Source organism: Streptomyces sp. NPDC043726 (assembly GCF_056436565.1).
Genome location: NZ_JBWKCI010000004.1, coordinates 479,211 through 506,037 on the forward strand (window position 1 = coordinate 479,211; position 26,827 = coordinate 506,037).

Annotated in this window: 25 protein-coding genes; 11 read left to right on the forward strand and 14 right to left on the reverse strand. The window is 71.4% G+C overall.

The genetic code is table 11. The features are described 5' to 3' along the window. Positions 1–36: 36 nt before the first annotated feature. From AC068Z_RS14375 to AC068Z_RS14405, 7 genes are all read right to left on the reverse strand, one after another. On the reverse strand, positions 37–771 hold the full coding sequence (locus tag AC068Z_RS14375) for an enoyl-CoA hydratase family protein (RefSeq protein WP_478554919.1): 735 nt from the start codon (positions 769–771) through the stop codon (positions 37–39). Continuing rightward, entirely contained in the window at positions 768–2,336 is a 1,569-nt protein-coding gene (locus AC068Z_RS14380; protein ID WP_478554920.1) for a 4-coumarate--CoA ligase family protein, read from the reverse strand. The genes AC068Z_RS14375 and AC068Z_RS14380 overlap by 4 nt, the downstream gene beginning before the upstream one ends. Positions 2,337–2,364: 28 nt before the next feature. After that, on the reverse strand, positions 2,365–3,495 hold the full coding sequence (locus AC068Z_RS14385; RefSeq protein ID WP_478554921.1) for an acyl-CoA dehydrogenase family protein: 1,131 nt from the start codon (positions 3,493–3,495) through the stop codon (positions 2,365–2,367). A gap of 68 nt (positions 3,496–3,563) precedes the next feature. Further along, on the reverse strand, positions 3,564–5,405 hold the full coding sequence (locus AC068Z_RS14390; protein WP_478554922.1) for an acetyl/propionyl/methylcrotonyl-CoA carboxylase subunit alpha: 1,842 nt from the start codon (positions 5,403–5,405) through the stop codon (positions 3,564–3,566). A gap of 8 nt (positions 5,406–5,413) precedes the next feature. Further along, complete coding sequence (locus tag AC068Z_RS14395) at positions 5,414–7,012, reverse strand: acyl-CoA carboxylase subunit beta (RefSeq protein WP_478554923.1); 1,599 nt, start codon at positions 7,010–7,012, stop codon at positions 5,414–5,416. After that, positions 7,009–8,688, reverse strand: a complete 1,680-nt coding sequence (locus tag AC068Z_RS14400; RefSeq protein WP_478554924.1) for an acyclic terpene utilization AtuA family protein — start codon at positions 8,686–8,688, stop codon at positions 7,009–7,011. Before AC068Z_RS14400 ends, AC068Z_RS14395 begins: the two co-directional genes overlap by 4 nt. Beyond that, the gene (locus tag AC068Z_RS14405; RefSeq protein ID WP_478554925.1) at positions 8,685–9,479 is read right to left on the reverse strand and encodes a TIGR03084 family metal-binding protein; all 795 of its coding nucleotides are present in this window, start codon (positions 9,477–9,479) and stop codon (positions 8,685–8,687) included. Before AC068Z_RS14405 ends, AC068Z_RS14400 begins: the two co-directional genes overlap by 4 nt. Before the next feature lie 119 nt (positions 9,480–9,598). On the opposite strand from AC068Z_RS14405, the gene AC068Z_RS14410 reads away from it, so the two are divergent. From AC068Z_RS14410 to AC068Z_RS14425, 4 genes are all read left to right on the forward strand, one after another. After that, entirely contained in the window at positions 9,599–10,447 is an 849-nt protein-coding gene (locus AC068Z_RS14410; RefSeq protein ID WP_478554926.1) for a helix-turn-helix domain-containing protein, read from the forward strand. After that, positions 10,407–10,685, forward strand: coding sequence for a DUF397 domain-containing protein (locus AC068Z_RS14415; protein ID WP_478554927.1), 279 nt, complete (start codon positions 10,407–10,409; stop codon positions 10,683–10,685). The genes AC068Z_RS14410 and AC068Z_RS14415 overlap by 41 nt, the downstream gene beginning before the upstream one ends. A gap of 251 nt (positions 10,686–10,936) precedes the next feature. Beyond that, positions 10,937–11,602 (forward strand): DUF4097 family beta strand repeat-containing protein, encoded by a 666-nt coding sequence (locus tag AC068Z_RS14420; protein WP_478554928.1) that lies wholly within the window; start codon positions 10,937–10,939, stop codon positions 11,600–11,602. A 45-nt stretch (positions 11,603–11,647) separates the two neighbouring features. Further along, a complete protein-coding gene (locus AC068Z_RS14425; protein WP_478554930.1) occupies positions 11,648–12,145 on the forward strand; it encodes a GtrA domain-containing protein in 498 nt (165 codons plus the stop codon). A gap of 43 nt (positions 12,146–12,188) precedes the next feature. Here the strand turns inward: AC068Z_RS14425 and AC068Z_RS14430 are convergent, their stop codons facing one another. Continuing rightward, positions 12,189–13,127, reverse strand: a complete 939-nt coding sequence (locus AC068Z_RS14430) for an EamA family transporter (protein ID WP_478554932.1) — start codon at positions 13,125–13,127, stop codon at positions 12,189–12,191. A 124-nt stretch (positions 13,128–13,251) separates the two neighbouring features. Next, positions 13,252–16,128, reverse strand: coding sequence for an FAD-binding and (Fe-S)-binding domain-containing protein (locus AC068Z_RS14435; protein ID WP_478554934.1), 2,877 nt, complete (start codon positions 16,126–16,128; stop codon positions 13,252–13,254). Positions 16,129–16,208: 80 nt separating this feature from the next. On the opposite strand from AC068Z_RS14435, the gene serC reads away from it, so the two are divergent. Then, complete coding sequence (gene serC, locus AC068Z_RS14440) at positions 16,209–17,327, forward strand: phosphoserine transaminase (protein WP_478554936.1); 1,119 nt, start codon at positions 16,209–16,211, stop codon at positions 17,325–17,327. A 55-nt stretch (positions 17,328–17,382) separates the two neighbouring features. On the opposite strand, the gene AC068Z_RS14445 is transcribed toward serC, so the two are convergent. Both AC068Z_RS14445 and AC068Z_RS14450 read right to left on the reverse strand, forming a co-directional pair. Then, complete coding sequence (locus AC068Z_RS14445) at positions 17,383–18,198, reverse strand: ABC transporter permease (protein WP_478554938.1); 816 nt, start codon at positions 18,196–18,198, stop codon at positions 17,383–17,385. Next, the gene (locus tag AC068Z_RS14450; RefSeq protein WP_478554940.1) at positions 18,195–19,160 is read right to left on the reverse strand and encodes an ATP-binding cassette domain-containing protein; all 966 of its coding nucleotides are present in this window, start codon (positions 19,158–19,160) and stop codon (positions 18,195–18,197) included. The genes AC068Z_RS14445 and AC068Z_RS14450 overlap by 4 nt, the downstream gene beginning before the upstream one ends. 89 nt (positions 19,161–19,249) lie before the next feature. Between AC068Z_RS14450 and AC068Z_RS14455 the strand changes: the two genes are divergently transcribed. Continuing rightward, positions 19,250–20,017 carry a TetR/AcrR family transcriptional regulator gene (locus tag AC068Z_RS14455; protein WP_478554942.1) on the forward strand — a complete coding sequence of 256 codons (768 nt, stop codon included), beginning with the start codon at positions 19,250–19,252 and terminating at the stop codon, positions 20,015–20,017. 67 nt (positions 20,018–20,084) lie between these two features. Here AC068Z_RS14455 and AC068Z_RS14460 read toward each other — a convergent pair whose 3' ends face one another. Further along, complete coding sequence (locus AC068Z_RS14460) at positions 20,085–21,053, reverse strand: WD40 repeat domain-containing protein (RefSeq protein WP_478554944.1); 969 nt, start codon at positions 21,051–21,053, stop codon at positions 20,085–20,087. A gap of 89 nt (positions 21,054–21,142) precedes the next feature. Between AC068Z_RS14460 and AC068Z_RS14465 the strand changes: the two genes are divergently transcribed. The 4 genes from AC068Z_RS14465 to AC068Z_RS14480 all read left to right on the forward strand — a co-directional run bounded on the left by AC068Z_RS14465 (position 21,143) and on the right by AC068Z_RS14480 (position 24,172). After that, positions 21,143–21,826 carry a GDSL-type esterase/lipase family protein gene (locus AC068Z_RS14465; RefSeq protein ID WP_478554946.1) on the forward strand — a complete coding sequence of 228 codons (684 nt, stop codon included), beginning with the start codon at positions 21,143–21,145 and terminating at the stop codon, positions 21,824–21,826. A gap of 86 nt (positions 21,827–21,912) precedes the next feature. Further along, positions 21,913–22,506 (forward strand): Uma2 family endonuclease, encoded by a 594-nt coding sequence (locus AC068Z_RS14470; RefSeq protein WP_478554948.1) that lies wholly within the window; start codon positions 21,913–21,915, stop codon positions 22,504–22,506. A 14-nt stretch (positions 22,507–22,520) separates the two neighbouring features. Further along, the gene (locus AC068Z_RS14475) at positions 22,521–23,138 is read left to right on the forward strand and encodes a maltokinase N-terminal cap-like domain-containing protein (protein WP_478554950.1); all 618 of its coding nucleotides are present in this window, start codon (positions 22,521–22,523) and stop codon (positions 23,136–23,138) included. Between the two features lie 44 nt (positions 23,139–23,182). After that, on the forward strand, positions 23,183–24,172 hold the full coding sequence (locus AC068Z_RS14480) for an aldo/keto reductase (protein ID WP_478554952.1): 990 nt from the start codon (positions 23,183–23,185) through the stop codon (positions 24,170–24,172). A 177-nt stretch (positions 24,173–24,349) separates the two neighbouring features. Here the strand turns inward: AC068Z_RS14480 and thpR are convergent, their stop codons facing one another. Further along, positions 24,350–24,922: an RNA 2',3'-cyclic phosphodiesterase gene (thpR, locus tag AC068Z_RS14485; RefSeq protein WP_478554954.1), complete on the reverse strand. Its 573-nt coding sequence runs from the start codon at positions 24,920–24,922 to the stop codon at positions 24,350–24,352. A 25-nt stretch (positions 24,923–24,947) separates the two neighbouring features. Between thpR and AC068Z_RS14490 the strand changes: the two genes are divergently transcribed. Beyond that, positions 24,948–25,475 carry a GNAT family N-acetyltransferase gene (locus AC068Z_RS14490; RefSeq protein ID WP_478554956.1) on the forward strand — a complete coding sequence of 176 codons (528 nt, stop codon included), beginning with the start codon at positions 24,948–24,950 and terminating at the stop codon, positions 25,473–25,475. Between the two features lie 12 nt (positions 25,476–25,487). On the opposite strand, the gene AC068Z_RS14495 is transcribed toward AC068Z_RS14490, so the two are convergent. Then, the gene (locus AC068Z_RS14495) at positions 25,488–26,825 is read right to left on the reverse strand and encodes an MFS transporter (protein ID WP_478554958.1); all 1,338 of its coding nucleotides are present in this window, start codon (positions 26,823–26,825) and stop codon (positions 25,488–25,490) included. Positions 26,826–26,827 lie beyond the last annotated feature (2 nt).

Consider the following 26,827-nt stretch of genomic DNA (forward strand, 5'->3'; position numbering starts at 1 on the left):
ACACCGCCCGCCGTACTCACACCACCCATGACGTACTCACACCACCCATGAGGGATCCCGTCGCTCCAGGAAGGCCGTCATCCCCTCTCGGGCCTGGGCCGAGGAGAACAGCCGGGCCGAGAGCGCGGTGAGGTCGGCCGCGTCCCGGTCGAATGACTCCAGCACCCTAGCCGTGAGCAGCCGCTTCGTCTCGGCCAGGGCCTCGGGGGCGGAGCGCCTGAGGCCGTCGAGGACGGGTTCCAGTACGGCGTCCACGTCGTCCCCCGCGACCGTCAGCAGGCCGATCCGGGCCGCCTCGGGGGCGTCGAAGCGCTCGCCGGTGAGGTAGTAGCGGGCGAGCGACCGGGGGTCGGTGCGCGGCAGCAGGGGCAGCGAGATGACCGCGGGCGCCACCCCGATGCGCACCTCGGTGAAGGCGAAGCTCGCCGTGTGCGCGGCGGCGGTGATGTCGCAGGCGGCCAGCAGGCCGAGGCCGCCCGCGCGGACGTGGCCGGTGACCCGCGCGACGACGGGCCGGGGCAGTTCCACGATCTGCCGCAGCAGTCCGACGAGCGCGTCCGGGTGGGGCGGGTCACGCAGGTCGGCGCCGGCGCTGAAGGTGTTGCCGGTGTGGGTGAGGACGACCGCGCGGACGTCGGCGTCCTTGGCGCAGTCGGCGAGCGCGTCGGTGAGCGCGGCGACCAGCGCCGCGGACAGGGCGTTGCGGTTGCCCGGCGAGTCGAGGCTCAGTGTCTCGACGCCACGCGCGCGTGTACGGCCGATGAGGCTCACGTGCGCTCCCTGAGTTCGCGCCGGAGGATCTTCCCGGAGGCGGCCCGGGGCACGCCGTCGATGAAGGCGACCTGGCGGATCCGCTTGTAGGGGGCGACGCGTTCGGCGACGTACATCATCACCTCGCCTTCGGAGAGGTCACCGGCAGACGGCTGGCGCACCACGTACGCGCGGGGGACCTCGTTGCCGTTGTCGTCGTAGACGCCGATGACGGCGGCGTCGGCGATGCCGGGGTGGGTCAGCAGCAGCGCCTCCAGTTCGGCCGGGGCCACCTGGAAGCCCTTGTACTTGATGAGTTCCTTGACCCGGTCGACGACGAACAGCCAGCCGTCGGAGTCGACGTGGCCGACGTCCCCGGTGTGCAGCCAGCCGTCCGCGTCGATGAGGTCGGCGGTGGCGTCGGGGCGCCCGAGGTAGCCCTTCATGACCTGGGGGCCCCGGATGAGGATCTCGCCGGGCTCGCCGACGCCGAGGTCCTTGCCGGGGTCGTCGAGGGAGACGATCCGCATCTCGGTGCCGGCTATGAGCCTGCCGACGGTGCCGGGGGGCGCCTCCCGCATGGCGTCCAGGGGGACGACGTGGGTGCCCGGGGAGAGTTCGGTCATGCCGTAGGCCTGGCCGATCGGCGGGAGGTTGAGGCGGGCCGAGCAGGCCGCGGCGAGCTGGGCGTCGAGGGGGGCGGCGGCGGAGATCAGGTACTGCAGCGACGACAGGTCGTAGTCGGCCACCGCCGGGTGCTTGGCGAGGGCGAGGACGATCGGCGGGGCGACGTAGAGCGCGTTGATGCGGTGGTTCTGGATGGCCGCGAGGAAGGTCTCCAGCTCGAAGCGGGGCATGACGACGACGGTGGCGCCCTTGCGCAGGGGCGCGTTCATCAGGGCGGTCAGGCCGTAGATGTGGAAGAACGGCAGGACGGCGAGGACCCGGTCGCCGGGGGCCGCCGGGACGGCCGGGTCGAGCTGGGCGAGGTTGGTGGCGATCTGCCGGTGGGTGAGCATCACGCCCTTGGGCACGCCGGTGGTGCCCGAGGAGTACGGCAGGGCGGCGACGTCCTCGGCCGGGTCGATGTCGATCTGCGGCTCGGGGGCGGTGGAGGCGAGCAGGTCGATCAGCGAGCGGTGTCCGGGCGCGCTGTCGCAGACGAAGATCTCCTCGACTCCGCCCGCGAGTTCGGCGGCCCGCCGGGCGGCCTCCAGGAGCGGGGAGACCGTGACGATCCAGCGGGCGCCGCTGTCGCCGAGCTGCCGGGCGAACTCCTCGGGCGTGGCGAGCGGGTGCACGGTGGTGACCGAGGCGCCCGCGCGCGTGGCGGCGTAGAACGCGGTCGGGAAGGCCACCGTGTTCGGGCTGTGCAGGGCGAGGACGTCGCCCTTGCGCATCCCGGCCTCGGCGAACGCGGCGGCGATCCTGCGGTGGAACCGGTCCACCTGGGCGTAGGTGAGCGTGGTGCCGTCGGTGCCGTCGATCAGCGCGGGCGTGTCGCCGAAGGCGGCGGCACCGCCCAGGACGGCGTCGTGGATGGGCAGGTCCACGGGGGAGACGTCTGCGTACTCGCTGCGGAACATGGTTCCTCCTCGCACAACGCTGTGCCGGTCAGTACGACTTGGGCAGACCCAAGGTCTGGTGGGAGACGTAGTTGAGAATCATCTCCCGGCTCACCGGAGCAATACGAGCCACGCGTGCGGCGGTTATCAATGAGGCGAGCCCGAATTCCCGGGTGAGGCCGTTTCCGCCGAGCGTGTGCACGGACTGGTCGACGGCCTTCACACAGGCCTCTCCGGCCGCGTACTTGGCCATGTTGGCGGCCTCTCCCGCGCCGACGTCGTCCCCGGCGTCGTACAGGTACGCGGCCTTCTGCATCATCAGGCGGGCGAGTTCGAGGTCGATGTGCGCCTGGGCGAGGGGGTGGGCGATGGCCTGGTGGGCGCCGATGGGGGCCTTCCAGACGGTCCGTTCGCGGGCGTACGTGATCGCTTGCGCGAGGGCGTAGCGGCCCATCCCGATGGCGAACGCGGCCGTCATGATCCGCTCGGGGTTGAGGCCCGCGAACAGCTGGAGCAGGCCGGCGTCCTCGTCCCCGACGAGCGCCTCGGCGGGCAGCCGTACGTCGTCCAGGGTCAGCTCGAACTGCTTCTCGGCGGCGTTGAGTTCCATGTCGATCTGCCGCCGCGAGAAGCCTTCGGCGTCGCGCGGGACGATGAACAGGCAGGGCTTGAGGTTGCCGGTGCGGGCGTCCTCGGTGCGGCCGACGATGAGGGTCGCGTCCGCGATGTCGACGCCGGAGATGAAGACCTTGCGGCCGGTGAGGAGCCAGTCGGTGCCGTCTTTTCGGGCCGTGGTGGTGATGCGGTGGCTGTTGGAGCCTGCGTCGGGTTCGGTGATGCCGAAGGCCATGGTGCGGGTGCCGTCGGCGAGGGCGGGGAGCCAGTGCTGTTTTTGTTCTTCGGTTCCGAAGCGGGCGATGACCGTGCCGCAGATGGCGGGTGAGACGACCATCATGAGCAGGGGGCAACCGGCTGCGCCCAGTTCTTCGAGGACGATGGAGAGTTCGGCGATGCCGCCGCCTCCGCCTCCGTACTCCTCCGGGAGATTGACGCCGAGGTAGCCGAGTTTGGCGGCCTCCGCCCAGAGGGCCTCGCGGTCGTAGGTGCGGCCGTGGCGTTTGCCCAAGGCGGCTACGGCTGCTCGGAGGGCTTTGTTTTCGTCGGTTTCGATCGTGGTCATGTGGCTCCTTCGTCGTGGCTGGGCGCGCCCGCGCGGCGGTAGCCGCAAATCGATACAGTCCCGCGCCCCTAGGTGGGTTGCACTACCGCTAGCAGTTGGCCGACCGTCACCTGCTGGCCCGGCGCGGCCTCCAACGCGCTCAGCACGCCCGTCACCGGTGCCACGATCTTGTGTTCCATCTTCATGGCCTCCAGCCACAGCAAGGGCTCTCCGGCCTGTACGGCGGCTCCCGGGGTGGCAGCCACCCGTACGACCGTTCCCGGCATCGGTGCCAGTAGCGACCCCGGTGCGTGCTGAGCCGTCGGGTCAGGGAAGCGGGGTAGTGCCTTGAGCGCCGTTTGGTTGACGTGGATTTGGTTGTCGTACCGCGCCACATCGAACCTGCGCCGTACGCCCTCCACTTCCAGGACTACGGCGTCCGCGCCGGCGTGCACCACGCGCACGCCCTCCGCCTCCAGGCCGCCCCCGCGCGTGTGCCGGTAGTGGACCTCGTGCTCCTCGCCCGCCATGGTGTAGCGCCTGCTCTGGGGCTGGGAGGGGACGTTCCGCCAGCCGCCGAAGCGGGAGCCGGTGCGGCGGGCGTCGGCGAGGGCGGCGGCCAGGGGGGCGTAGGGGTCGGGGGCGGGCTCGGTCAGCTCGGTGAGATGGCGGTCGTAGAAGCCGGTGTCCATCCGGGCCGTGGTGAACTCCTCGTGGCGCAGGGAGCGGACGAGGAGGTCGCGGTTGGTGACCGGGCCGTGGACCGTGGCCCTCTCCAGGGCTCCGGCGAGCTTGCGCAGGGCGCCCGCGCGGGTGGGGGCGTGGGCGATCAGCTTGGCGAGCATGGGGTCGTAGTGGACGCCGATCTCGTCGCCGTCGGAGTAGCCGGTGTCCAGCCGGACGCCGTCCGGTACGGCGAGCCGGTGCAGGGTGCCGGTCTGCGGAGCCCAGTCGCTCGCCGGGTCCTCGGCGTAGAGGCGGGCCTCGACGGCGTGGCCACGTGCGTGGGGCGGCTCGGGGTCGAGGGCGTGCCCTTCGGCGACGGCGATCTGCAGGGCGACCAGGTCGATGCCGAAGACGGCTTCCGTGACGGGGTGTTCGACCTGGAGGCGGGTGTTCATCTCCAGGAAGTGCGCCTGGTCGTCGGCGACGAGGAACTCGACCGTGCCGGCGCCGACGTAGCGCACGGCGCGTGCGGCGCGTACGGCCAGCGCGCGCAACTCCTCCGCGAGCCGGTCCGAGAGTCCGGGCGCCGGCGCCTCCTCGATCACCTTCTGGTGGCGGCGCTGGAGGGAGCAGTCGCGCGTGCCCAGCGCCCACACCGTGCCGTGCGCGTCCGCGAGCACCTGCACCTCGACGTGCCGGCCGCGCTCCAGATAGGGCTCGACGAAGACCTCGCCGTCACCGAAGGCGCTCGCGGCCTCGGCTCGCGCTCCCTCCAGTGCGGCGCTCAACTCCTCCAGGCGGCGCACGATCCGCATCCCGCGCCCTCCGCCGCCCGCGGCCGCCTTCACGAGCACCGGCAGGTCGCTCTCCGCGACCTCGCCCAGGGGCGCGAGCCCCATCAGCTCCTTCGCGCGCGTCTTGGACGCCATCGCCTCGATCGCCTCCGGGGGCGGCCCGATCCACACCAGGCCCGCGTCCAGGACGGCCCGCGCGAAGTCGGCGTTCTCCGAGAGGAAGCCGTAGCCGGGGTGCACGGCGTCCGCGCCGGCCGCGACGGCGGCCTTCACGATCAGATCCCCGCGCAGATACGTCTCGGCGGGCGTCGCTCCCGGCAGCCGTACGGCCGTGTCGGCCACGCGCGCGTGGAGGGCGTTCTCGTCGGCGTCCGAGTGCACGGCCACCGTCCGGATTCCCAGCTCACTGCACGTGCGGAAGACACGGCAGGCGATCTCGCCGCGGTTGGCGACGAGGAGAGTGCTGATCACTTCAGACCTCACATCCGGAAGACGCCGAAGCCGCCGCGCGCGCCCTCGTAGGGGGCGGTGTGGACGGCGGACAGGCACAGGCCGAGGACGGTGCGGGTGTCGCGCGGGTCGATGACGCCGTCGTCGTAGATCCGCCCGGACAGGAACATCGGCAGCGACTCGGACTCGATCTGCTGCTCCACCATGGCCCGCAGCGCCGCGTCGGCCTCCTCGTCGTACGGCTGGCCCTTGGCGGCCGCCGACTGCCGGGCGACGATCGACAGGACGCCCGCGAGCTGCTGGGGCCCCATGACGGCCGACTTGGCGCTGGGCCAGGCGAACAGGAAGCGCGGATCGTAGGCCCGCCCGCACATGCCGTAGTGCCCGGCGCCGTAGGAGGCGCCCATGAGCACCGACAGATGCGGCACCCGGCTGTTGCTCACCGCGTTGATCATCATCGCGCCGTGCTTGATGATCCCGCCCTGCTCGTACTCCTGGCCGACCATGTAGCCGGTGGTGTTGTGCAGGAAGAGCAGCGGGATGTCGCGCTGGTTGGCGAGCTGGATGAACTGGGCGGCCTTCTGCGACTCCTCGCTGAAGAGCACGCCCTGGGCGTTGGCGAGGATGCCGACGGGGTAGCCGTGCAGCGCCGCCCACCCGGTGACCAGACTGCTGCCGTACAGCGGCTTGAACTCGTCGAAGTCGGAGGCGTCGACGATGCGGGCGATGACCTCACGCGGGTCGAACGGCACCTTCAGATCGCCGGGCACGATCCCCAGCAGCTCCTCGGCGTCGTACTTGGGCGGCTCGGCGAGCGGCGGATCCGCGTACGCCTTGCGGTGGTTGAGCCGTGCCACGACCCGCCGGGCCTGGCGCAGCGCGTCCGGCTCGTCCACGGCGAAGTAGTCCGCGAGCCCCGACACGCGCGCGTGCATCTCGGCACCGCCGAGGGACTCGTCGTCGCTCTCCTCGCCGGTGGCCATCTTCACGAGCGGGGGCCCGCCGAGGAACACCTTGGCGCGCTCCTTGACCATGATCACGTGGTCGGACATGCCGGGGATGTAGGCACCGCCTGCGGTGGAGTTGCCGAAGACCACGGCGACTGTGGGGATTCCGGCGGCCGAGAGCCGGGTGAGGTCCCGGAAGATGGCGCCGCCGGGGATGAAGATCTCCTTCTGCGAGGGCAGATCGGCACCGCCGGACTCCACCAGGCTGATGCAGGGCAGCCGGTTGGCGAGGGCGATGTCGTTGGCCCGCAGCGCCTTCTTCAGCGACCAGGGGTTGCTGGCGCCGCCGCGCACGGTGGGGTCGTTGGCGGTGATCAGGCACTCCACGCCCTCGACGATGCCGATGCCGGTGACGAGCGAGGCGCCGACGGCGTACTCGCTCCCCCAGGCGGCGAGCGGGGACAGCTCCAGGAAGGGCGTGTCGGGGTCGAGGAGCAGCTCGATCCGCTCCCGGGCGAGCAGCTTGCCGCGCTTGCGGTGGCGCGCGACGTACTTCTCACCGCCGCCCGCGAGCGCCTTCTCGTGCTCGGCGTCGAGGTCGGCGAGCTTGGCGAGCATGGTCTCGTGGTGGGCCCGGAAGTCGGGGCTCGCGGTGTCCAGGGCGGAGCTGATGACCGTCACAGGAGGGTCTCCGGGATGTCCAGGTGGCGGGAGCGCAGCCATTCGCCGAGCGCCTTGGCCTGCGGATCGAAACGGTGCTGAGCGGCGACCCCGGCGCCGAGGATGCCCTCGACGACGAAGTTGAGGGCGCGCAGCTCGGGAAGGGCGTGCCGGGTGACGGTCAACCCGGCGGTCTCCGGCAGGAGTTCGCGGAATCGTTCGACGGTGAGGGTGTGGACGAGCCACCGCCAGGCCTCGTCGGTCCGCACCCACACGCCGACATTGGCGTTCCCGCCCTTGTCGCCACTGCGGGCCCCGGCGACCAGGCCGAGCGGGGCACGGGTGGTGGGCCGCTCCGGCAGGGGCTCGGGCGCAGGGGGTTCCGCCGGCGGTTCCAGTACGAGGGTCTCGTGGGGCGGCGCCACAGGAACCCGCCGCCCGTCGTGGAGGACGGCCACATGGGGTACGGCACCCTGGGCGACGTACTCATCCTCGAAGACCCCATAAGGGGCGCCCTTCCCAGGTGGCGCCAACACATGGAATCCGGGGTAGCTGGCGAGGGCGAGTTCGATGGCCGCCCCGCTCAACGTCCGTCCGACCACGCCCTGGTCCGCGTCCCGCACGACCAGCCGCAGCAGCGCGCTGGCGGTCTGCTCGGTCCCGGCGTCGGCCCGGTCCGTACGGACGAGTTCCCACCGCACCTCGGCGGGCGGTGACTTGGCGAGCGCGTCGGTCATCTGCCCGCGCACCAGCTCGGCCTTGGCCTCGATGTCGAGCCCGGTGAGCACGAAGACGACCTCGTTGCGGAACCCGCCGAGCCGGTTGACCCCGACCTTGAGCGTAGGCGGCGGAGCCTCGCCCCGGACGCCGTCGATGCGCACCCGGTCGGGCCCGTCCTCGGAGAGCCGCACACTGTCCAGCCGAGCGGTGACGTCGGGCCCGGCGTACCGGGCGCCGCCGGTCTCGTAGAGCAGCTGGGCGGTGACGGTACCGATGTCGACGAAGCCGCCGGTACCGGGGTGCTTGGTGATGACGCAGGATCCGTCGTCGTGGATCTCGGCGAGGGGGAACCCGGGCCGGAGCAGGTCACCGCGCCGACTCCCGAAGAAGGCGTAGTTCCCGCCGGTGGCCTGGGTCCCGCACTCCAGTACATGTCCGGCGACGACGGCGCCGGCGAGCCGGTCGTAGTCCGTGGGGGCCCAGCCGAAGTGGGCCGCGGCGGGCCCGGTGACCAGGGCCGCGTCGGTGACCCGCCCGGTCACGACGACATCGGCGCCTTCCCTCAGACACGCGGCGATCCCGAAGCCGCCGAGGTAGGCGTGGGCGGCGAGGCTGCCTGGGTGGGAGGCGGTGAGGTCGTCGCCCTCGACATGGGCGACCCGGACCGGAATGCCGAGCCGCTCGGCCAATTCCCTTACGGCACCGGCGAGTCCGGCGGGATTGAGCCCGCCGGCATTGGCGACGATCCGAACGCCCCGCGCGTGGGCGAGCCCGAGGCACTCCTCCAGCTGCCGCAGGAAGGTCCGGGCGTACCCGGCGCCCGGGTCCTTGAGCCGGTCCCGTCCGAGGATCAGCATGGTCAGCTCGGCGAGGTAGTCGCCGGTGAGCACGTCGAGTTCGCCGCCGGTGAGCATCTCGCGCATGGCGTCGAAACGGTCGCCGTAGAACCCGGAGGCGTTGCCGATACGAAGGGTCACCGGCCGTCCCCCTTGGCCGCGCGCCCCTCGCCGGGCGGCCCCGCGAAGGCCTGGGCGATGTCCAGCCACCGCTCGGCGTCCGCGCCCTCGGCCCGTACGGCGAGGTCGGCGCGGTGGGCGCGACGGGTGACGAGAAGGCAGAAGTCGAGGCCGGGCCCGGTGACGCGCTGAGCCGCGTCCTCGGGGCCGTAGACCCATGTGTCGCCGCCGGGCCCGACGAGCTCGACGCGGAACTCCTCGGCGGGCGGGGTGAGTCCGCGCACCCCGAAGGCGTAGTCGCGGGCCCGCACCCCGATGCGAGCCACATGCCGGAGCCGGTCGGAGGGTGTGCGGACCACACCCAGGGCGTCGGCCACGTCCTGACCATGGGCCCAGGTCTCCATGAGCCGGGCACTGGCCATGGAGGCGGCGGCCATGGGCGGGCCGTACCAGGGGAATCGGGCGCCCGCGGGGGCGGTACGCAGGGCGTGGTCGAGGGCGTTACGTCCCTCCCGCCACCCCGCGAGAATCTCGGCGGGCGGCTTCCGGGCGCCCTCCTCGGCTCCCTCGTCCACGAAGCTCTCGGGCGCCGCGAACGCCTTCTCGACCTCCTTGCCGAAGGCGTCGGCATCCGTGGCGGCGAGCAGGGCGGCGTGGTCGGTCCAGGCGAGGTGAGCGATCTGGTGGGCGATGCTCCAGCCAGGAGCGGGAGTGGGGCGGGCCCACTCCTCGGGGCTCAACTCCCTCACCAGCAGATCGAGTTCATCACTTTCGGCGCGCAGGTCGTCGAAGACGGGCGTCGGGTCGGCCATGGGGGGAGCATGGCAGCGGCCCCTTAATCAATCAAGCACGCTTGCATGATTTTCTTTTCCCCAACTCCGGTACCTGTGTGCACTCTTCTGGCTACTCTCGGTGATTGGAGGTGGTCACCATGGCGAACGTCCGGCAGCTTGATCCGAGCGCGTCACCGCTGGACTACTACGGCTACGAGTTGCGCCGGAGGCGCGAGGCCGCGGGGCTGACGCTGGCGCAACTCGGGTCGATCCTGTTCTGCACGGGGTCGCTGATCGGCCAGATCGAGACGACGCTGAAGGTTCCGACACGGGAGTTCTCCGAGCGGGTGGACGCGGCGCTCGGGACGGACGGGGAGTTCTGCCGGCTGGTGGGGCTGGTTCTGCGGAGCCAGTTGCCCAGTTGGTTTCAGCCGTATGCGGAGATGGAGGCGAGGGCCACTCATATCGCCACCTATCAGTCCCAGGTCATTTACGGCCTGCTCCAGACACCGGGCTACGCCCGGGCAGTGCTGGAAGCAGGCTGGGCGGAGGGCCTCGACGAGCAGGTGGCGGCGCGAATGGAGCGACAGCGGATCCTCACGCGCGAGAGCCCGCCTTGGGTGTGGGTCGTACTGGACGAAGTGGTGCTGCACAGGCCGTTCGGCAGTGACGCGGTGATGCGGGAGCAACTGACCCACCTGTTGAACCTCCAGGAGCGGCGGCATGTGCGGATTCAGGTGCTGCCCCTCGGCGTCGGCAACCACCCGGCCACGGCGGGGTCGTTCAACCTCCTGCGCTTCCACGACCACCCAGACATCACCTACTCCGAGAACTACGACGCCGGCTACATGACCGCCAACCCGAAGGTCGTCGAGGGCTGTTCGCATCGTTACGATCATCTGCAGGCCGCGGCCCTCTCACTTGAGGACTCGGCGGCACTGATCGCCCGCGTTCAGGAGGAACGCTATGCAGAACAGTCAGAACCTGGCGGGAGCGAAGTGGCGTAAGTCGTCGTACAGCGGAGGCACCGGCGGCGATTGCGTCGAGTGCGCACCACTCGGCACCGCCACCTGGCGTAAGTCTTCGTACAGCGGCGACACGGGCGGTGATTGTGTCGAGGTAGCCGACCTCGCCCCCCTGATCGCCATCCGAGACTCCAAGCACCCCACCCACGGCGTTCTCACCGTCACCCCCGACACCTTCGCCCGGTTCGTCTCCGCGACCGCCGCCGGGGTTTTCGGCTGACCTGAGAAACGCGCTCCCTCCGAGGGCCGTCCGCTTCCTTGAAGCGGGCGGCCCTCAGTGCGTTCACCCTCACTCCATTGCAACGACCCACTCAGCTGACGTTGCATTGAATCTCAAACCAATGCAACGATTTATCTGCATCTACCTGCAACGATGCCTGTTGTGCGCAACAAACTAGTTGCTCGACCCTCGAACGCAACGTAGCTTTTCCATCAACGGAAACAGCGACAACGCAACCGCAGGAGCCCACGATGCAGAAGTTCGACACCCCCTCCACCATCACCACCGTCCTGAACATCCCCGCCGGTCGTATCCAGCTCGTCGCCACCGACCGCACCGACACCACCGTGGAGATCCGCCCGGCCGACCCGGAGAAGAACCGCGACGCGAAGGCGGCCGAGCAGACCGAAGTCACCTACGCCGACGGAGTCCTGCGCATCGAGGTCCCGGAGGCCGAGAGCCGTCGCCTCGGCCCGAGCGGGTCGATCGAGGTCACGGTCCAGCTGCCCACCGGCTCCCACGTGGACGCCAAGTCGGCCGCCGCCGAACTCCGGGCCGTGGGACGCCTCGGCGACGTCGCCTTCGACAGTGCGCAGGGTCCGGTCGAGCTCTACGAGGCCGCGAGCGCCCGCCTCACGCTCGCCGACGGAGACATCAGCGTCGGCCGGCTGAACGGCCCCGCCGAGATCCGCACCCAGCGCGGTGACGTCCGGATCGCCGAGGCCTCCACCGGCACCGTCACCCTGCGCACCGAGCAAGGCGACATCACCGTCGGCGCCGCGCCCGGCGTCTCCGCCGCGCTCGACGCGGGGACCGCGTACGGCCGTGTCACCAACTCGCTCCACAACAGCGGCGACGCCGGTCTCACCGTCCACGCCACGACCGGCTACGGCGACATCAGCGCCCGCAGCCTCTGACATCCGAACGCCGCCCCCGCCCGAACCACCTGGAAGGACGCCGCCATGCAGTCGCAGTCGCCGCTCACTCAGACGCCCGAGACGGCGACTGCGGCCACCCCCGGCCCGCTCGCGTCCTTCCTGCGGTTCGTGGTCTTCGGGGGCGGCGTGGGGGTCCTCTCCAGCTTCGCCGTCACCCTGCTGGCCACGGTCATGCCCTGGGCGGCGTCCAACGCACTGATCACCATCGCCTCGACGCTCCTGTGCACCGAGCTGCACGCCCGCTACACCTTCGCCAAGGGCCGCCGTGCCGGCTGGCGGGAGCACTGGCAGTCGGCCGGCTCGGCCACCGCCGCCTACCTGGTCACCAGCCTCGCGATAACGGTCCTGCACCTGGTGCAGCCGGGCGCGGGGATGACGACCGAGCAGATCGTCTACCTCGGCGCCTCCGGCCTGGCGGGTACCGCCCGCTTCGCCGTCCTCCGCCTCTACGTCTTCGCCACCCGCAACCAGCCCCTCAGGCAGCGGGACAGGATCCCCACCCCCGTCCTGCTCGCCGCCTGAGGCGCGACAGGCGCGTCAAAACCCAAGTCCCCCGGCGCGGCCGTCAGGCCCCGACGGGGGCCTTCGCCTTCCCCCGGCCCACCTGGGTCCGCACCGCGCCCATGCTCGCCGCGATGACCAGGGCGATGGCGATGGCCTCCGTGGCGGCGAGGGCCTGGTCGAGGATCAGGAAGCCCGCCGTCGCCGCGATGGCGGGCTCCAGGCTCATCAGGATGGCGAAGGTGGAGGCGGGCAGGCGGCGCAGGGCGAGGAGTTCCAGGGTGTACGGCAGGACGGAGGAGAGGATCGCCACCGCCGCGCCCAGCGCGATCGTCACCGGGTCCAGCAGCTTGCCGCCCGACTCCATGATCCCGAGCGGCAGGAACAGCACCGCCGCCACCGCCATGGCCAGGGCCAGCCCGTCGGCCTGCGGGAACCGTCGGCCCGTACGCGCGCTGAAGACGATGTACGCCGCCCACATGGCACCGGCGGCGAGCGCGAAGGCCACTCCGGCGGGGTCCAGGCTGCTGAAGCCTCCGCCGCCGAGCAGGAACACGCCCGCGAGGGCGAGGCCGGCCCAGACGAAGTTGACGGCTCGGCGGGAGGCCAGGACGGACAGGGCCAGCGGGCCCAGCACCTCGAGCGTGACCGCGGGGCCCAGCGGGATGCGGGCCACCGCCTGGTAGAAGAGCCCGTTCATCGCGGCCATGGTGATCCCGAAGACCACGACCGTCCCCCAGTCCGTACGGGAGTGGCCTTTGAAGCGCGGCCGGCACACGACCAGCAGCACCAGCGCCGCCACCGCCAGCCGCAGGGTCACCACGCCCAGCGCCCCCGCGCGCGGCATCAGGCTCACGGCCAGCGCCCCGCCGAACTGCACCGAGATCCCCCCGGCGAACACCAGCCCGACCGGCCCGAGGGAACCCCAACGACCCCCGGCGGGGGCGGGCGGGGTGCTCGATGTGGTCGCGGCGGGGACGACGGCGGCGTCAGGGATGCTCACGGGGCGGTCCAGGGGGCTAGTTCTTGTTCATCGCGATGTACTTCTCAGTCCACGGTAATGGACTCGCCGTCATCGCGTGAACCCCTTTTCCCTCACCCCAGGAGTGGGCTTCGACACCCGGAAGTCACGCCCCTGTCGTCCCCAGCCCTTCCGCCAGCACCTCCGCCAGATGCCTCCCCCGCACCCCCGCCAACTGCTCCAGCTGCGTCCGGCAGGAGAAGCCGTCCGCCAGGATCACCGTGTCCTCCGCCGCTTCCCGCACCGCCGGAAGCAGTTGTTCCGCAGCGCAGGCCGCCGACACCTCGAAGTGGTCCTTCTCGAAGCCGAAGTTGCCCGCCAGGCCGCAGCAGCCGCCGGTCAGTTCGCCGGTGAGGCGGGCGGCCCGGCGCAGGCGGCGGTCCGGTTCGTCGCCCAGGACCGCGTGCTGGTGGCAGTGGGTCTGGCCGGTGACCGGGCGGTCCAGGCGCGGCGGGGTCCAGTCGGGGGCCAACCGCTCCAACGCCTCCGCGAAGGTCAGCACCCGGGCCGCCAGCAGGGCCGCCCTCGGATCGTCGTGCAGCAGCTCCGGCAGGTCCGCCCGCAGCGCCGCCGCACAGCTCGGTTCCAGCACCACCAGCGGCGCCCGGGTCGCCAGCACCGGCTCCAGGAGGTCCAGAGTGCCGCGCAGGACCGTGCGGGCGCGGTCCAGCTGACCGGTCGAGATGTACGTCAGGCCGCAGCAGACCCTGCCCCTGCGGCCGGCCCCCTTCAGCAGGGCCGGCGCCCATCGCGTCCGGGCGTCCCCCACCGGCCGCCCCCGCATCCTCAGCGTCGGCGGCAGCGCCACCCGCAACCCCGCCGCCTCCAGCACCCGTACCGCCGCACGGCCGACGGACGGGGAGAGGTGCTCGGTGAAGGTGTCCGGCCACAGGACCACCAGGGTGCCGCCGCCACCGTCGCCAGTACTCCCCCGGCGCCGCCACCAGGTACTGAACGTCTCCCCCGCCACCTTCGGAATCCCCCGCTCCGGCGCCAGCCCGCCCAGCCGCTTGCCCAGCGAGGCCAACACCCCCACCGAGGCCAGGGCGTTGACCAGGCCCGCGGCCCGCGCCCGCGCCACCCACCGCAGCCAGACCGGCAGCCACCCCATCGCGTAGTGCGCGGCCGGGCGGCGGCGCCCGGCGTAGTGGTGGTGCAGGAACTCCGCCTTGTACGTGGCCATGTCGACCCCGACCGGGCAGTCCGAGCGGCAGCCCTTGCAGGACAGGCACAGGTCGAGCGCGTCCCGTACCTCCGTCGAACGCCACCCGTCGGTCACCAGTTCCCCCGCCAGCATCTCGTGCAGCAGCCGGGCCCGCCCGCGCGTGGAGTGCTCCTCCTCGCCCGTCGCACGGAAGGAGGGGCACATGACGGCGGGGCCGGCCGAGGACGTCGTACGGCATTTCGCGACGCCCACGCAACGGCGTACGGCGGCCGAGAAGTCGCCGCCGTCGGACGGGTAGCCGAAGGCCACGTCCACGGGCTCGCGGGGCAGGACCGAGAAGCGGAGGTTCGCGTCCAGGGGGGCCGGGCGGACCAGCACGCCCGGGTTCAGCAGATCGTCCGGGTCCCACACCCCCTTGGCACGCGCGAAGACGCCGACCAGTTCCTCGCCGTACATCCTCGGCAGCAGTTCCGCCCGCGCCTGCCCGTCCCCGTGCTCCCCGGACAGCGAACCCCCGTGCGCCACCACCAGATCGGCCAGCTCCTCGGAGAACCGCCGGAAGCGGCCGACGCCCGCCTCGGTGAGCAGGTCGAAGTCGATCCGGACGTGGATGCAGCCGTCCCCGAAGTGCCCGTACGGCGTCCCGCGCAGGCCGTGTGCGGTCAGCAGCGCCCGGAAGTCCCGCAGATACGCCCCCAGCCGCGCCGGCGGCACCGCGCAGTCCTCCCAGCCGGGCCAGGCCTCGCTGCCGTCCGGCATCCGGGTCGCCGTACCGCTGGCGTCCTCGCGGATCCGCCACAGGGCGCGCTGCCCGGCCGGGTCGGTGACCACCAGGGAGTCGACGACATCGGCGGCCCGTACGACCGTCTCCGCACGCGCGCGTGCCTCCTCGGCCGACTCCCCGCCCGTCTCGACGAACAGCCAGGCGCCGCCCCTCGGCAGCGCGACCGCCGAGGGCACCAGGTCGGCCGCCATGCCCTCCACCGTCAGCGGGCCGTACGGCAACAGCCCCGAGGCGGCCTCGGCGGCCGCGCCCTCGTCCGCATACCCCAGCACCGCGAGGGCACGCGCGCGTGGCGCCGCCACAAGACGCACGGTGGCCTCGGTCAGCACGCCGAGCGTCCCCTCGGAGCCGCAGAAGGAACGGGCCACATCGGCGCCCTTCTCGGGCAGCAGGGCGTCCAGGGCGTAGCCGGAGATACGGCGGGGCAGCTCGGGGAAACCGGTCCGCAGCAGGGACAGTTCCCCCGCCACCAGCTCCCGCAGCCCGTCCGGCGCCCCGGCCCAGCCCGGCCCCAGCCGCGAGCGCCGCCCCCGCGCGGTGACGACGTCCAGCTCGCGCACGCTGTCGGCGGTGGTCCCCCAGGCCACGCTGTGCGAGCCGCACGAGTTGTTCCCGATCATCCCGCCGAGCGTGCACCGGCTGTGCGTGGAGGGGTCGGGCCCGAAGCGCAGTCCGTGCGGCGCGGCGGCCTCCTGCAGCCGGTCGAGCACGAGACCGGGCTGGACGACGGCGGTACGGCTCTGCGGGTCGAGGGACACCAGACGGTTCATGTGGCGGGTGAGGTCCAGCACCACGCCGACCCCCGTGGCCTGCCCCGCGATGGAGGTGCCGCCCCCGCGCGGGACGACGGGCACGCCCTGCGCCCGGCACACCTCCAGTACGGCGGCCACGTCATCGGCGTCGCGCGGGGCGACGACACCGAGGGGGACCCGCCGGTAGTTGGACGCGTCCATGGTGGTCAGGGCCCGCGCGGTGACCCCGAACCCGACGTCGCCCCGAACGGCCTTGCGCAGTTCCGCCTCCAGATCCGTCATGGCTCCACTCAACCAGCGAAACGTCTCAGCCGACGGACTACATTTCGCCCGGGTTTCCCCCACCGGCTAACCTCACCTCCGTGGCTGAGATCCAGATTCCCGCTGACATCAAGCCCGCCGACGGTCGTTTCGGCGCGGGCCCCTCCAAGGTGCGGACCGAGGCGCTGGACGCGCTCGCCGCCACCGGTTCCTCCCTGCTGGGCACCTCCCACCGCCAGGCGCCGGTGAAGAACCTCGTCGGTCAGGTCCGCGAGGGCATCTCCGAGCTGTTCTCCCTGCCCGAGGGGTACGAGGTCGTCCTCGGCAACGGCGGCTCCACCGCGTTCTGGGACATCGCCACCCACGGCCTGATCGAGAACAAGTCGCAGCACCTCACCTTCGGTGAGTTCAGCTCGAAGTTCGCCAAGGCCGCGAAGCTCGCCCCCTGGCTGGCCGAGCCCACCGTCGTCTCCGCCGACCCGGGCACCCACCCCGAGGCCACCGCCGAGGCGGGCGTGGACGTGTACGCGTTCACCCACAACGAGACCTCCACCGGTGTCGCCATGCCGCTGAACCGCGTGGCCGGTGCCGACGAGGGCTCCCTGGTCCTGGTCGACGCCACCTCCGGCGCCGGCGGTCTGCCCGTGGACATCGCCGAGACGGACGTCTACTACTTCGCCCCGCAGAAGTCCTTCGCCTCCGACGGCGGCCTGTGGATCGGCGTGTTCTCCCCGGCCGCCATCGAGCGCGCCGAGCGGATCCACGCGTCCGGCCGGCACGTCCCGGAGTTCTTCAGCCTGCCGACGGCGATCGACAACTCCCGCAAGAACCAGACGTACAACACCCCGGCCCTCGCCACCCTCTTCCTGCTGAACCAGCAGCTGGAGTGGATCAACGGCCAGGGCGGTCTCGCCTGGTCCACGGCCCGTACGAAGGACTCCTCGACCCGGCTGTACAGCTGGGCGGAGGAGAGCAAGTACGCGACGCCGTTCGTCACCGACCCGGCCAAGCGCTCGCAGGTCATCGGCACGATCGACTTCTCGGACGAGATCGACGCCGCCGCCGTCGCCAAGGCCCTGCGCGCCAACGGCATCGTCGACACCGAGCCCTACCGCAAGCTCGGCCGCAACCAGCTCCGTATCGCCATGTTCCCGGCGATCGACCCGGCGGACGTCGAGGCGCTGACGAAGTGCGTCGACTACGTGATCGAGAAGCTGTAAGCGGCTTCCGTACGACGAAGAAGGGCGCCCGCGTCGAGCGGGCGCCCTTCGTGCGTCACCGGCCGAGCTTCTGGAACCGCCGTACCGCCAGCGGCAGGAAGAGCGCCGTCAGCACGACCGGCCAGACGCCCGCCATGAGCAGGGCGTGTTCCTCGACCCAGGAGTCGCCGCCGCCGACCGGGGTGCCGAAGAGGTCCCGGGTGGCGGCCGCGGTGGAGGAGATCGGGTTCCAGGCCGCGACCCAGCCCAGCCAGTCGGGCATCAGCTGCGGCGCGACGAAGATGCTGGAGATCATCGTCAGCGGGAAGGCCACCGCGAACAGCCCGCCCGCCGCCTCCGGGTTGGGCACGAGCAGACCGAGCCAGACGCCGATCCAGATCAGCGCGAACCGCAGCCACAGCAGCAGCCCGAACGCGGCCAGGAAGCCGAGCCCGCCGTCGGGGCGCCAGCCCATCGCGATCGCCGTGAGCATCATGATGGCCAACTCGGCGCAGGCCGCGAGGAGATCGGTCACCCCGCGGCCGGCGACCACCGCGGAGGAGGCCATCGGCATCGAGCGGAACCGGTCGATCACGCCCTTGGTGGAGTCGTACACCACGAGCGTGGCGGTGTTGATGAAGCCGAAGGCCATGGTCATCACGAACATGCCCGGCATCAGGAAGTCCTTGTAGTCCCCGCCGCCCGGGACCGTCATCGCGCTGCCGAAGACATAGCCGTAGAGGAGGACGGAGAGGATCGGGAAGCCCAACTGCCAGGCGATGTTGATCGGTTGGCGCTGGTAGTGGGTCAGGCCCCGGCGGACGATGTTCCAGCAGTCGGCGAGCAGCCAGTACGTACGGCCGTGTCCCGCGCCGGTCTCGAGTGCGCTCATGCCGCGGCCTCCGTCTTCTCCGTGCGGTGTCCGGTCAGGCGCAGGAAGACGTCGTCGAGGCTCGGCCTGCGCAGTCCGATGTCCTCCACCGTCACGCCCTCGTCCTGGAGGGTGCGGGCCACCTCGGTGAGCGCGGTGACCCGGTCGGTCACGGGGGCGTGCACCCGCAACTCGGTCTCGTCCGCCTCGGGTTCGCCGTCGGAGACCCGGGCGACGACCTTCACCGCCCGCGGGATGTCGGCGCGGTCGGCGACGACGACCTCGACGCGGTCGCCGCCGACGCGGTTCTTCAGCCCGTCCGGGGTGTCGTCGGCGATGGCCCGGCCCTGGTCGATGACGGTGATCCGGGACGCCAGCTTGTCGGCCTCCTCCAGATACTGCGTGGTCAGCAGCACGGTCGTCCCGCTCGCCACCAACGCCCGTACGGATTCCCAGACCTCGCCCCGGCTGCGGGGGTCGAGTCCCGTCGTCGGCTCGTCGAGGAAGAGGACGGCGGGCGCGAGGATCATGGACGCGGCGAGGTCCAGGCGGCGGCGCATGCCCCCGCTGTACTTGCCCACGCCCTTCTCGGCGGCGTCGGTCAGGTCGAACTGCTCCAGCAGCTCGGCGGCGCGGGACTTGGCGCGCCTGCCGCCGAGGTGGAACAGGCGGCCGAACATCTCCAGGTTCTGCCGGCCGGTGAGCACCTCGTCCACGGCGGCGTACTGCCCGGTCAGGCCGATGCGCGCCCGTACCTCGCGCGGCTGCCGGACCACGTCGAGCCCGGCGACCGTCGCCCGGCCGCCGTCCAGCCTCAGCAGCGTGGACAGGATGCGCACGGCGGTGGTCTTGCCCGCGCCGTTCGGGCCGAGCAGTCCGTGCACGGTGCCCTCGCGGACGGTGAGGTCGAAGCCGTCGAGGGCGCGTTTGTCGCCGTAGCGCTTCTCCAGGGCCTCGGCCCGTACGGCGTAACCGTCGCTCATGGGGTCCCCCTTCTCGGTAACTGAGTACACCGTACCCGATTACGCGTACGACGTACCCAGTTTTTTGGGAAGGACTTAAGCTGAGCACCATGACGAGCGGCAAGGACGGCACGGAGACCAGTGGCAGCGGCGACATCGCCCGCACCATGGAGCTGCTGTGGGACACCGGCCGGCGCCCCAGCCGCGGCCCCAAGCCGACGCTCACCCTGGACCGGATCGTGGAAGCGGCAGTCCGGGTGGCGGACGGCGAAGGTCTCGAGGCGCTCTCCATGCGCCGGGTCGCCGCCGAACTCGGCACCGGCACGATGTCGCTGTACCGCTACGTCCCCGGCAAGGGCGAACTGCTCGACCTGATGCTGGACCGGGTCCAGCGCCCCTCGGAGAACCCGGCCGACCTGGGCGACGGCGGCTGGCGCTCGGCGCTGGAGGCGATGGGGCGCGCGACGCTCGCGCTCTACCGCCGCCACCCCTGGCTGCTGCACGTCAACCAGTCCCGCCCGATCCTCGGCCCGAGCGCCCTGGACGGCATGGAGAAGGTGCTCTCCCGGATCAAGCCGATGGGGCTGTCCGACCCCGAGCTGGTCTCGGTGATCGTCATGATCGACGGGTATGTGGTGGGCGCCGCGCGGACCCAGCTGTACGCGCAGGAGGCGGAGCGGCGGACCGGGCTGACCGACACGGAGTTCTGGCAGGCGCAGACGCCGATGCTGGAGAAGGTCATGACGTCCGGTCGGTACCCGCTGCTGGCGTCCCTCGACGAGAACACGTGGGGGCCCGACTTCGACCATTTCGAATTTGGGTTGCAGCGGATTCTCGACGGGCTGGAGGTGCTCGTCGCCCAACGGGCAGGTGGGTGAGATCCGTTGGGGAGTGCGGGTGCGTCGTGGCCGGTCGCGCAGTTCCCCGCGCCCCTGGGTGGGTCTCTCAGCGGCGTCTCGTCAGGCGACGGATGCCGAACAACACCGCGCACGCCACCGCCACGATGACTGCGCCCCGCTTGAGGTTGCCGTCCGAGCCGTCGCCGCCTGAGGCGGAACTCCCGTTCCCGGACGGTGACTCGGAACCGTTCTCGTCCGGCGCGTCCGGGGCGTCCTCCGGTTCGACCGAGCTGTCGGAGCCCTCGGCGCCGTACATGAGCTGGGAGCCGTCGGCGGTGTAGGTGACGGACTCGCCCTGGCCGAGGAACGGGACGCTCAGACGGCCGGTCTTCTTGATGTCGCCGCCGTTCCAGTCGTAGGCGAAGGCACCGAAGTAGCTGCGGACGACGAGCTTCCGGCCGTCCGGGGAGAGGGCGGCGTCGGTCGCCTCCAGGTTGTCCACGGCGGCGACGGGCTTGAAGACATTGGTCCCGGCGGCGTTCAGCTCGGCGGGCCCCTCGTACAGATGCCCGCCGCCCTCCTTCTTGTCGACGAGGTACACGCGCCCGGTCTTCGGGTGGACGACCAGGGACTCCGCGTCGCGGGCGCCGTCGGAGTACTTCACGACGTACTGCGTGGCCTTGATCGTCTGGTCCCGGAGCTGCTCGGGCTCGGGCAGCTCGTAGATCCACACGTGCGGCCAGGTGCCGCCGAGGTTGTCGCCGATGTCGCCGACGTAGAGACGGTTGTCCGGGCCGACCGAGATCGCCTCGACGTCGCGCGGGGCGCCGACGCCGGTCATGGTGAGGGTGGCGACGGTCTCGCCGGTGGCGCTGTCGACGGCGTAGAGATAGGCGCCGTCGTCGCTGTCGTTGTGGGTCCAGTAGACGCCCGGGTGCTGGCGGGACGCGGCGAGGCCGCTGGACTCCGTGATGCGCGGGTCCTTGATCGTGAAGCCGTCGTCGGCGTGGGCGGCGGGCACGGCGAACGCGCCCATCAGCAGGGCGGCGGCGAAGACGGCGAAGGGTCGGCGCATGCGGTCAAGCCTGCCATCCCGTCCGGCGATTGGCGGGGCGTGTCCGGCCTCACACCCCACCGGGACCGATGATCGTCCATCATGAGCGGATGCTCAGGTTCATGCCCGTCGGTGACTCCCAGACGATCGGAAGCGCCGGCGAGCACACCTGGCGCTACCGACTGTGGCAGCACCTGCGCGATACGTACGCCGGCCCCTTCACCCTGGTCGGCCCGCGCGAGGAGCTGTACGACAAGGCGACGGACACGCCGACGTCGTACGAGTACGCCGACCCCGACTTCCCCCGCGCCCACCTCGCCGGCTGGGGCGAGGGCTGGCTGCACATGGCGCCGCTGATCGGCGACGCGGTCCGCTCGTGCCGCGCGGACGTGCTCCTGGTCGCCCTCGGCCTGATCGACCTGGGCTTCTACACGAACGCGCAGCAGACGGCGGAGAACGTACGCCGTTTCGTGGCGGCGGCCCGGGAGGCGAACCCGCGCATCCGCATGGCGGTCCTCCCGGTGATCCCCAACATCCGGGCGGTCGACGAGCCGGACTTCGGCGAGCAGGTCTCCCTCTTCAACGAACTGCTCGCGAAGGCGATCGCCGACCTGGACGAACCCCGCTCCCCCCTCCTGCTGGCGTCCCCGCCGAAGTCGTACGACATCCACGTCGACACCTACGACGGCACGCACCCGAACGAGAGCGGCGAACACCGCGTCGCCGAGGCGTTCGCGGGGGCGATGTGGGAGGCGTGGGGAGTCGGACAGCCGTACCAGACCGGAACGGACTGACCGGAATCCGGCGTCTCCCGGGTGCTGTGCCTATCGTTGTACTGCGCGGCTGCACCTGTCGTGGGCAGCCGGGGAGAAGCGCCACGATGACCGTCCTTGACGACAGGATCGAGATGGCCGAGACCGACGCCAACACCGAGGCCTTGGACGCGTGGTTCGAGCGCCTTGAGCGGATGCCCGTCCCCGAAGGATTCAGGGTCGAGATCGTCGAGGGCTACGTCTTCATGACGCCACAGCGGAACACGCATTGGCAGATCATCCGCCAGATTTTGCGGGCCCTGGAGAAGGGACTCGGGGAGGACGCCATGGTGTTCTCGGACGTCCGCATCGACTTCCCAGGCCACAAGAACGCCTTCTGTCCGGACATCGCTCTGCTCAAGGATTCAGCGGAGGAGGACGACACAGGCCACTGGCGCTACCAGGACGTCGAATTCGTCGCCGAGGTCATTTCCAAGGGCACGTCCGCCAACGACTACGGCCCGAAGAAGAAGGCCTACGCGGACGCCGAGGTCCCCCTCTACCTCGTCGCCGATCCCTACCAGAGTCGGTGTCACGTCTACACCCACCCCAAGGACGGCGACTACGCCATGCGGACGTCCGTGGACTTCGGCACCGACATCGACCTCACCGGCACCGTCCTCGACCTCGTCCTCAAGACCGACAAGTTCCCGCGCGACTGACACAATCAGGCCGTATGGCGATCATTCATCACACCACCCTCACGCCCTCCAAGACCGAGCTGCTCGCCGAGTGGCTGCCCACCCGCCCCTGGTACGTCGGTGACGGCACACCGGAGTTGACCAAGGCAGGCGGCTTCCGGCTGGACGATCCGGCCGGTGAGGTCGGCATCGAGTTCATGGTGGCCGTCGACGCGTCCGGCGTCGCCTATCTCGCCCCGCTCACCTATCGCGGCGCCCCCCTCCCCGGCGCCGAGCACGCCCTCGTCGGGACCATGGAGCACGGAGTGCTCGGCAAGCGCTGGGCGTACGACGGGTGTCACGACCCCGTGCTCGTCGCCGAGTTGCTCGCCCTGATCGAGGGGCGCGTCGAGGCCCAGGCGCAGAGCGTCGACAACACGGTCGACCAGGACATCGCCCGTTCCTACAGCGGCACCGGCGCCCTCCGGGCGGACGGGACTCCCGAGGACGACGAGACCGGCACCGCGCTGAACACCGCCGGCGGCGTCCTCCGGCTCCACCGTCGTCCCACCCTCCCGGACGCCCTCCCCGAGGGCGCGATCGGGCACGTCTCCGGTCACTGGACCGCCCCCGACGGCTCCCCCGCCCGGGCCCTCTTCGCCGAGCTGCGGTAAAGCTCCTTGCTTCGAGTCCACTCCACGCAGTTGGCTGGGCGGTCATGAAGTACACGCAGCTCGGACGCACGGGACTCAAGGTCAGCCGGCTCGTCCTCGGCACCATGAACTTCGGACCGCAGACCGACGAAGCCGCCAGTCACGCGATCATGGACGCGGCGCTGGACGCGGGCATCAACTTCTTCGACACCGCCAACGTGTACGGCTGGGGCGAGAACAAGGGCCGCACCGAGGAGATCATCGGCAGCTGGTTCGCCCAGGGCGACGGCCGCCGCGACAGGACCGTCCTCGCCACCAAGGTGTACGGCAACATGGGCGCCGACGGCGAGGCCTGGCCCAATCACGACAAGCTCTCGGCGCTCAACATCCGCCGCGGAGTGGACGCCTCGCTGAAGCGGCTCGGGACCGACTACATCGACGTCTACCAGTTCCACCACATCGACCGGGACACCCCGTTCGAGGAGATCTGGCAGGCCATCGACGTCCTGGTCCAGCAGGGCAAGATCTTGTACGCCGGGTCCAGCAACTTCCCCGGCTACAAGATCGCCCAGGCCAACGAGGTCGCGGCGCGGCGCGGCTCGTACGGGCTCGTGAGCGAGCAGTGCCTCTACAACCTCTACGAGCGCCGCGCCGAGATGGAGGTCATCCCGGCCGCGCAGGACTACGGCCTCGGTGTCATCCCCTGGTCGCCGCTGCACGGCGGGCTGCTCGGCGGGGTCGTCAAGAAGGAGGCGGAGGGCGGCCGCCGGGCCTCCGGACGCGCCGCCGACACCCTCGCCGACCCGGCCGCCCGTGCCCGGCTCCAGTCCTACGAGGACCTGCTGGACAAGCACGGCGTCGAGCCCGGCGAGGCCGCCCTGGCCTGGCTGCTCACCCGGCCCGGCGTCACCGGCCCGATCGTCGGCCCGCGCACGGCGGACCAGCTCGACTCCGCGCTGCGGGCGGTCGAGCTGGAGCTGAGCGAGGAACTGCTGGCGGGCCTCGACGAGATCTTCCCCGGCCCCGGGCCCTCTCCGGAGGCCTTCGCCTGGTAGCGGAGGGGAGCGGAAAACGGCCCCTCAGGGGAGCGGAGACGCCCCTCGGGGGAGCGGCCCGCACAGGGTCGCTCCCCTTACCTGCCGAGGGCCGAGGCCAGGGCCACCACGACGAACATCAGCACAAGCGCACCGGCCATGATCCGGTTCCGGGTTTTCGGGTCCACGTGTCCGAGCCTAACCGGCCGCGCCGAACGCCCATCGGGCGACCGCCTCGTACCGGGGCTGCTCACCGGGCACCCCGGACCGCGGCAGCCGGCTGCGCACCAGCACCAGCTCCCCCACGCTCCAGGTACGGCTGGTGAACCCGTCGAGCACGTCCAGATACGGCCCTGTCCGCACCGCGTCCCGGCTCCGCGCCACCGTCAGATGCGCCTTGTAGCGCCGGTGCTCCCCCATCTCCACCCCCGCCTTCCGCCCGGCCGCCTCCGACCGGTCGGCCAGCAGGCGCAGGGCGTCCTGATCCCCCTCGGCCCCCACCCACAGCGCCCTGCCGTGCCCGAACTGCCCGCCCCCGCGCAGGGCCAGCGCGAAGGGGTCCGTGCGATGCGCCACACGCGCCAGCCGGTCCGACAGGCCGGGGACGAGGGCGTCGTCCACCTCGCCGTAGAACGCGAGCGTGAAGTGCCATCCGGGGCGGTCGGTCCAGCGCAGCCGGTCCGCCCCCGGCAGCTCCTTCAACTCGTCCACTTCCACGGCGAGTTCACGGACCACGTCCTCGGGTGGCAGCAGGGCCGCGAAGAGTCTCATGGGCCCAGCCTGCCACCATGACGGCATGGAGATCACGATCAGGGAAGGCGGGCCCGGGGACATCCCCGCGATCCTCGGCATGCTCGACAGCAGCGTGGAGTGGCTGGTCTCACAGGGGCGGTCCGGGCAGTGGGGCAGCAAGCCGCTGTCGGGCAACCCGAAGGTCGCGGAGTCCGTCGCCCGGGACCTGGCCGTGGGGGCCGCGTACATCGCCGAGGCCGACGGGGTGCCGGCGGGCGCACTCACCCTCACCGACGCGCCCGGCGCCTATCTGTCCCACCTCCCGCCGCCCGGAGAGCCCGAGCGGTACATCCACTGGCTCGCCTCCGACCGCCGCTTCAGGGGCCACGGCGTGGGCAGCGCCCTGCTCGCGCACGCCGCCGAGGTGACCCGGCGGGCGGGAGTGGGGCTGTTGCGGGTGGACTGCTACGCGGGCGGCGACGGCGGCCTGGTCGACTACTACGTACGCCATGGCTTCTCCCCGACGGAGACGTACACCGGCGGGGAGAACCACGACTGGCCCGGACAGGTGCTGGCGATGCGGGTCCGGTAGCCGCCGTACGGCTCAGGCCGCCGGCGCCAGCTGCTCCCGCTCCCTGGGCACGAAGCGGACCACCGGGTGGCCGCGGCTCCAGCCGACCGACACCCGCAGACCGCCGACCCGGGCCAGGATCAGGCCGATGACCGCCGCCGCCAGCGCCGCCACTGCGCCGCCCGCCGCCAGGCCGACCCGGGGGCCGTAGGTGTCCGTGATCCAGCCGACGATCGGGGCGCCCACCGGGGAGCCGCCGAGGAAGACCATCATGTAGAGGGCCATCACCCGGCCGCGCATCGCGGGATCGGTGGACATCTGGATCGTGGTGTTGGCCGTGACGTTCACCGTCATGCCGAACAGGCCGAGCGGGATCATCAGCAGCGCGAACATCCACAGCGACGGCAGCAGCGCCGCCACGATCTCCACCGCGCCGAAGAGCGCCGCGCCCGCGATCAGCAGCCGCAGCCGGGCCGTGCCGCGCCGGGCGGCGAGCAGGGCTCCGGTCACCGAGCCGACCGCCATCAGCGTGTTGAAGAGGCTGTAGGAGCCGGCGCCCGCGTGGAAGACGTCGTCGGTGAAGGCGGACAGGTAGACGGGGAAGTTGAAGGCGAAGGTGCCGACGAAGCCGACCAGGACGATGGGCCAGATCAGCTCGGGGCGCCCGGCGACGTAACGCAGGCCCTCCCGCAGCTGTCCCTTGCCCCGCGGGGCGCGCTCGACCACGTGCAGCTCACGGGCCCGCATCAGCAGCAGGCCGGTGATGGGCGCGACGAAGGACAGGCCGTTGAAGAGGAAGGCCCAGCCGGTGCCCACCCCGGTGATCAGCACACCGGCCACCGCCGGGCCGACCAGCCGGGCGGACTGGAAGTTGGCCGAGTTCAGGCTGACCGCGTTCTGGAGCTGGTCGGGGCCGACCATCTCGCTGACGAAGGACTGCCGGGCCGGGTTGTCGACGACCGTCGCGAGGCCCATGGCGAAGGCGGCGACGTAGACGTGCCAGACCTCGACGTGTCCGCTGATGGTCAGGAAGGCGAGCGCCAGGCCCGTGAAGGCCATCGCGGTCTGGGTGACCAGGAGCGTGGGCCGCTTGGGCAGCCGGTCGACGAGGACACCGCCGTACAGGCCGAAGAGCAGCATCGGCAGGAACTGGAGTGCCGTCGTGATGCCGACGGCGGTGGCGGAGCCGGTGAGGCTCAGCACCAGCCAGTCCTGGGCGATGCGCTGCATCCAGGTACCGGTGTTGGAGACGACCTGCCCGAGGAAGAACAGGCGGTAGTTCCTGACCTTCAGCGAGCTGAACATCGAGGTGGACTTGGTGGTAGGGGTGGTCGGTGCGGGGGCGGAAGCTGCTCCGGATCCCGTACTCAAAG

Excerpts from the sequence above, each read along its gene's own strand:
- AC068Z_RS14380 (WP_478554920.1), bottom strand. The coding sequence starts at position 2,336 with ATGTTCCGCAGCGAGTACGCAGACGTCTCCCCCGTGGACCTGCCCATC.
- AC068Z_RS14385 (WP_478554921.1), bottom strand. The coding sequence starts at position 3,495 with ATGACCACGATCGAAACCGACGAAAACAAAGCCCTCCGAGCAGCCGTA.
- AC068Z_RS14405 (WP_478554925.1), bottom strand. The coding sequence starts at position 9,479 with ATGGCCGACCCGACGCCCGTCTTCGACGACCTGCGCGCCGAAAGTGAT.
- AC068Z_RS14410 (WP_478554926.1), top strand. The coding sequence starts at position 9,599 with ATGGCGAACGTCCGGCAGCTTGATCCGAGCGCGTCACCGCTGGACTAC.
- AC068Z_RS14415 (WP_478554927.1), top strand. The coding sequence starts at position 10,407 with ATGCAGAACAGTCAGAACCTGGCGGGAGCGAAGTGGCGTAAGTCGTCG.
- AC068Z_RS14420 (WP_478554928.1), top strand. The coding sequence starts at position 10,937 with ATGCAGAAGTTCGACACCCCCTCCACCATCACCACCGTCCTGAACATC.
- AC068Z_RS14425 (WP_478554930.1), top strand. The coding sequence starts at position 11,648 with ATGCAGTCGCAGTCGCCGCTCACTCAGACGCCCGAGACGGCGACTGCG.
- AC068Z_RS14435 (WP_478554934.1), bottom strand. The coding sequence starts at position 16,128 with ATGACGGATCTGGAGGCGGAACTGCGCAAGGCCGTTCGGGGCGACGTC.
- AC068Z_RS14445 (WP_478554938.1), bottom strand. The coding sequence starts at position 18,198 with ATGAGCGCACTCGAGACCGGCGCGGGACACGGCCGTACGTACTGGCTG.
- AC068Z_RS14450 (WP_478554940.1), bottom strand. The coding sequence starts at position 19,160 with ATGAGCGACGGTTACGCCGTACGGGCCGAGGCCCTGGAGAAGCGCTAC.
- AC068Z_RS14455 (WP_478554942.1), top strand. The coding sequence starts at position 19,250 with ATGACGAGCGGCAAGGACGGCACGGAGACCAGTGGCAGCGGCGACATC.
- AC068Z_RS14460 (WP_478554944.1), bottom strand. The coding sequence starts at position 21,053 with ATGCGCCGACCCTTCGCCGTCTTCGCCGCCGCCCTGCTGATGGGCGCG.
- AC068Z_RS14465 (WP_478554946.1), top strand. The coding sequence starts at position 21,143 with ATGCTCAGGTTCATGCCCGTCGGTGACTCCCAGACGATCGGAAGCGCC.
- AC068Z_RS14470 (WP_478554948.1), top strand. The coding sequence starts at position 21,913 with ATGACCGTCCTTGACGACAGGATCGAGATGGCCGAGACCGACGCCAAC.
- AC068Z_RS14475 (WP_478554950.1), top strand. The coding sequence starts at position 22,521 with ATGGCGATCATTCATCACACCACCCTCACGCCCTCCAAGACCGAGCTG.
- AC068Z_RS14480 (WP_478554952.1), top strand. The coding sequence starts at position 23,183 with ATGAAGTACACGCAGCTCGGACGCACGGGACTCAAGGTCAGCCGGCTC.
- thpR (WP_478554954.1), bottom strand. The coding sequence starts at position 24,922 with ATGAGACTCTTCGCGGCCCTGCTGCCACCCGAGGACGTGGTCCGTGAA.
- AC068Z_RS14490 (WP_478554956.1), top strand. The coding sequence starts at position 24,948 with ATGGAGATCACGATCAGGGAAGGCGGGCCCGGGGACATCCCCGCGATC.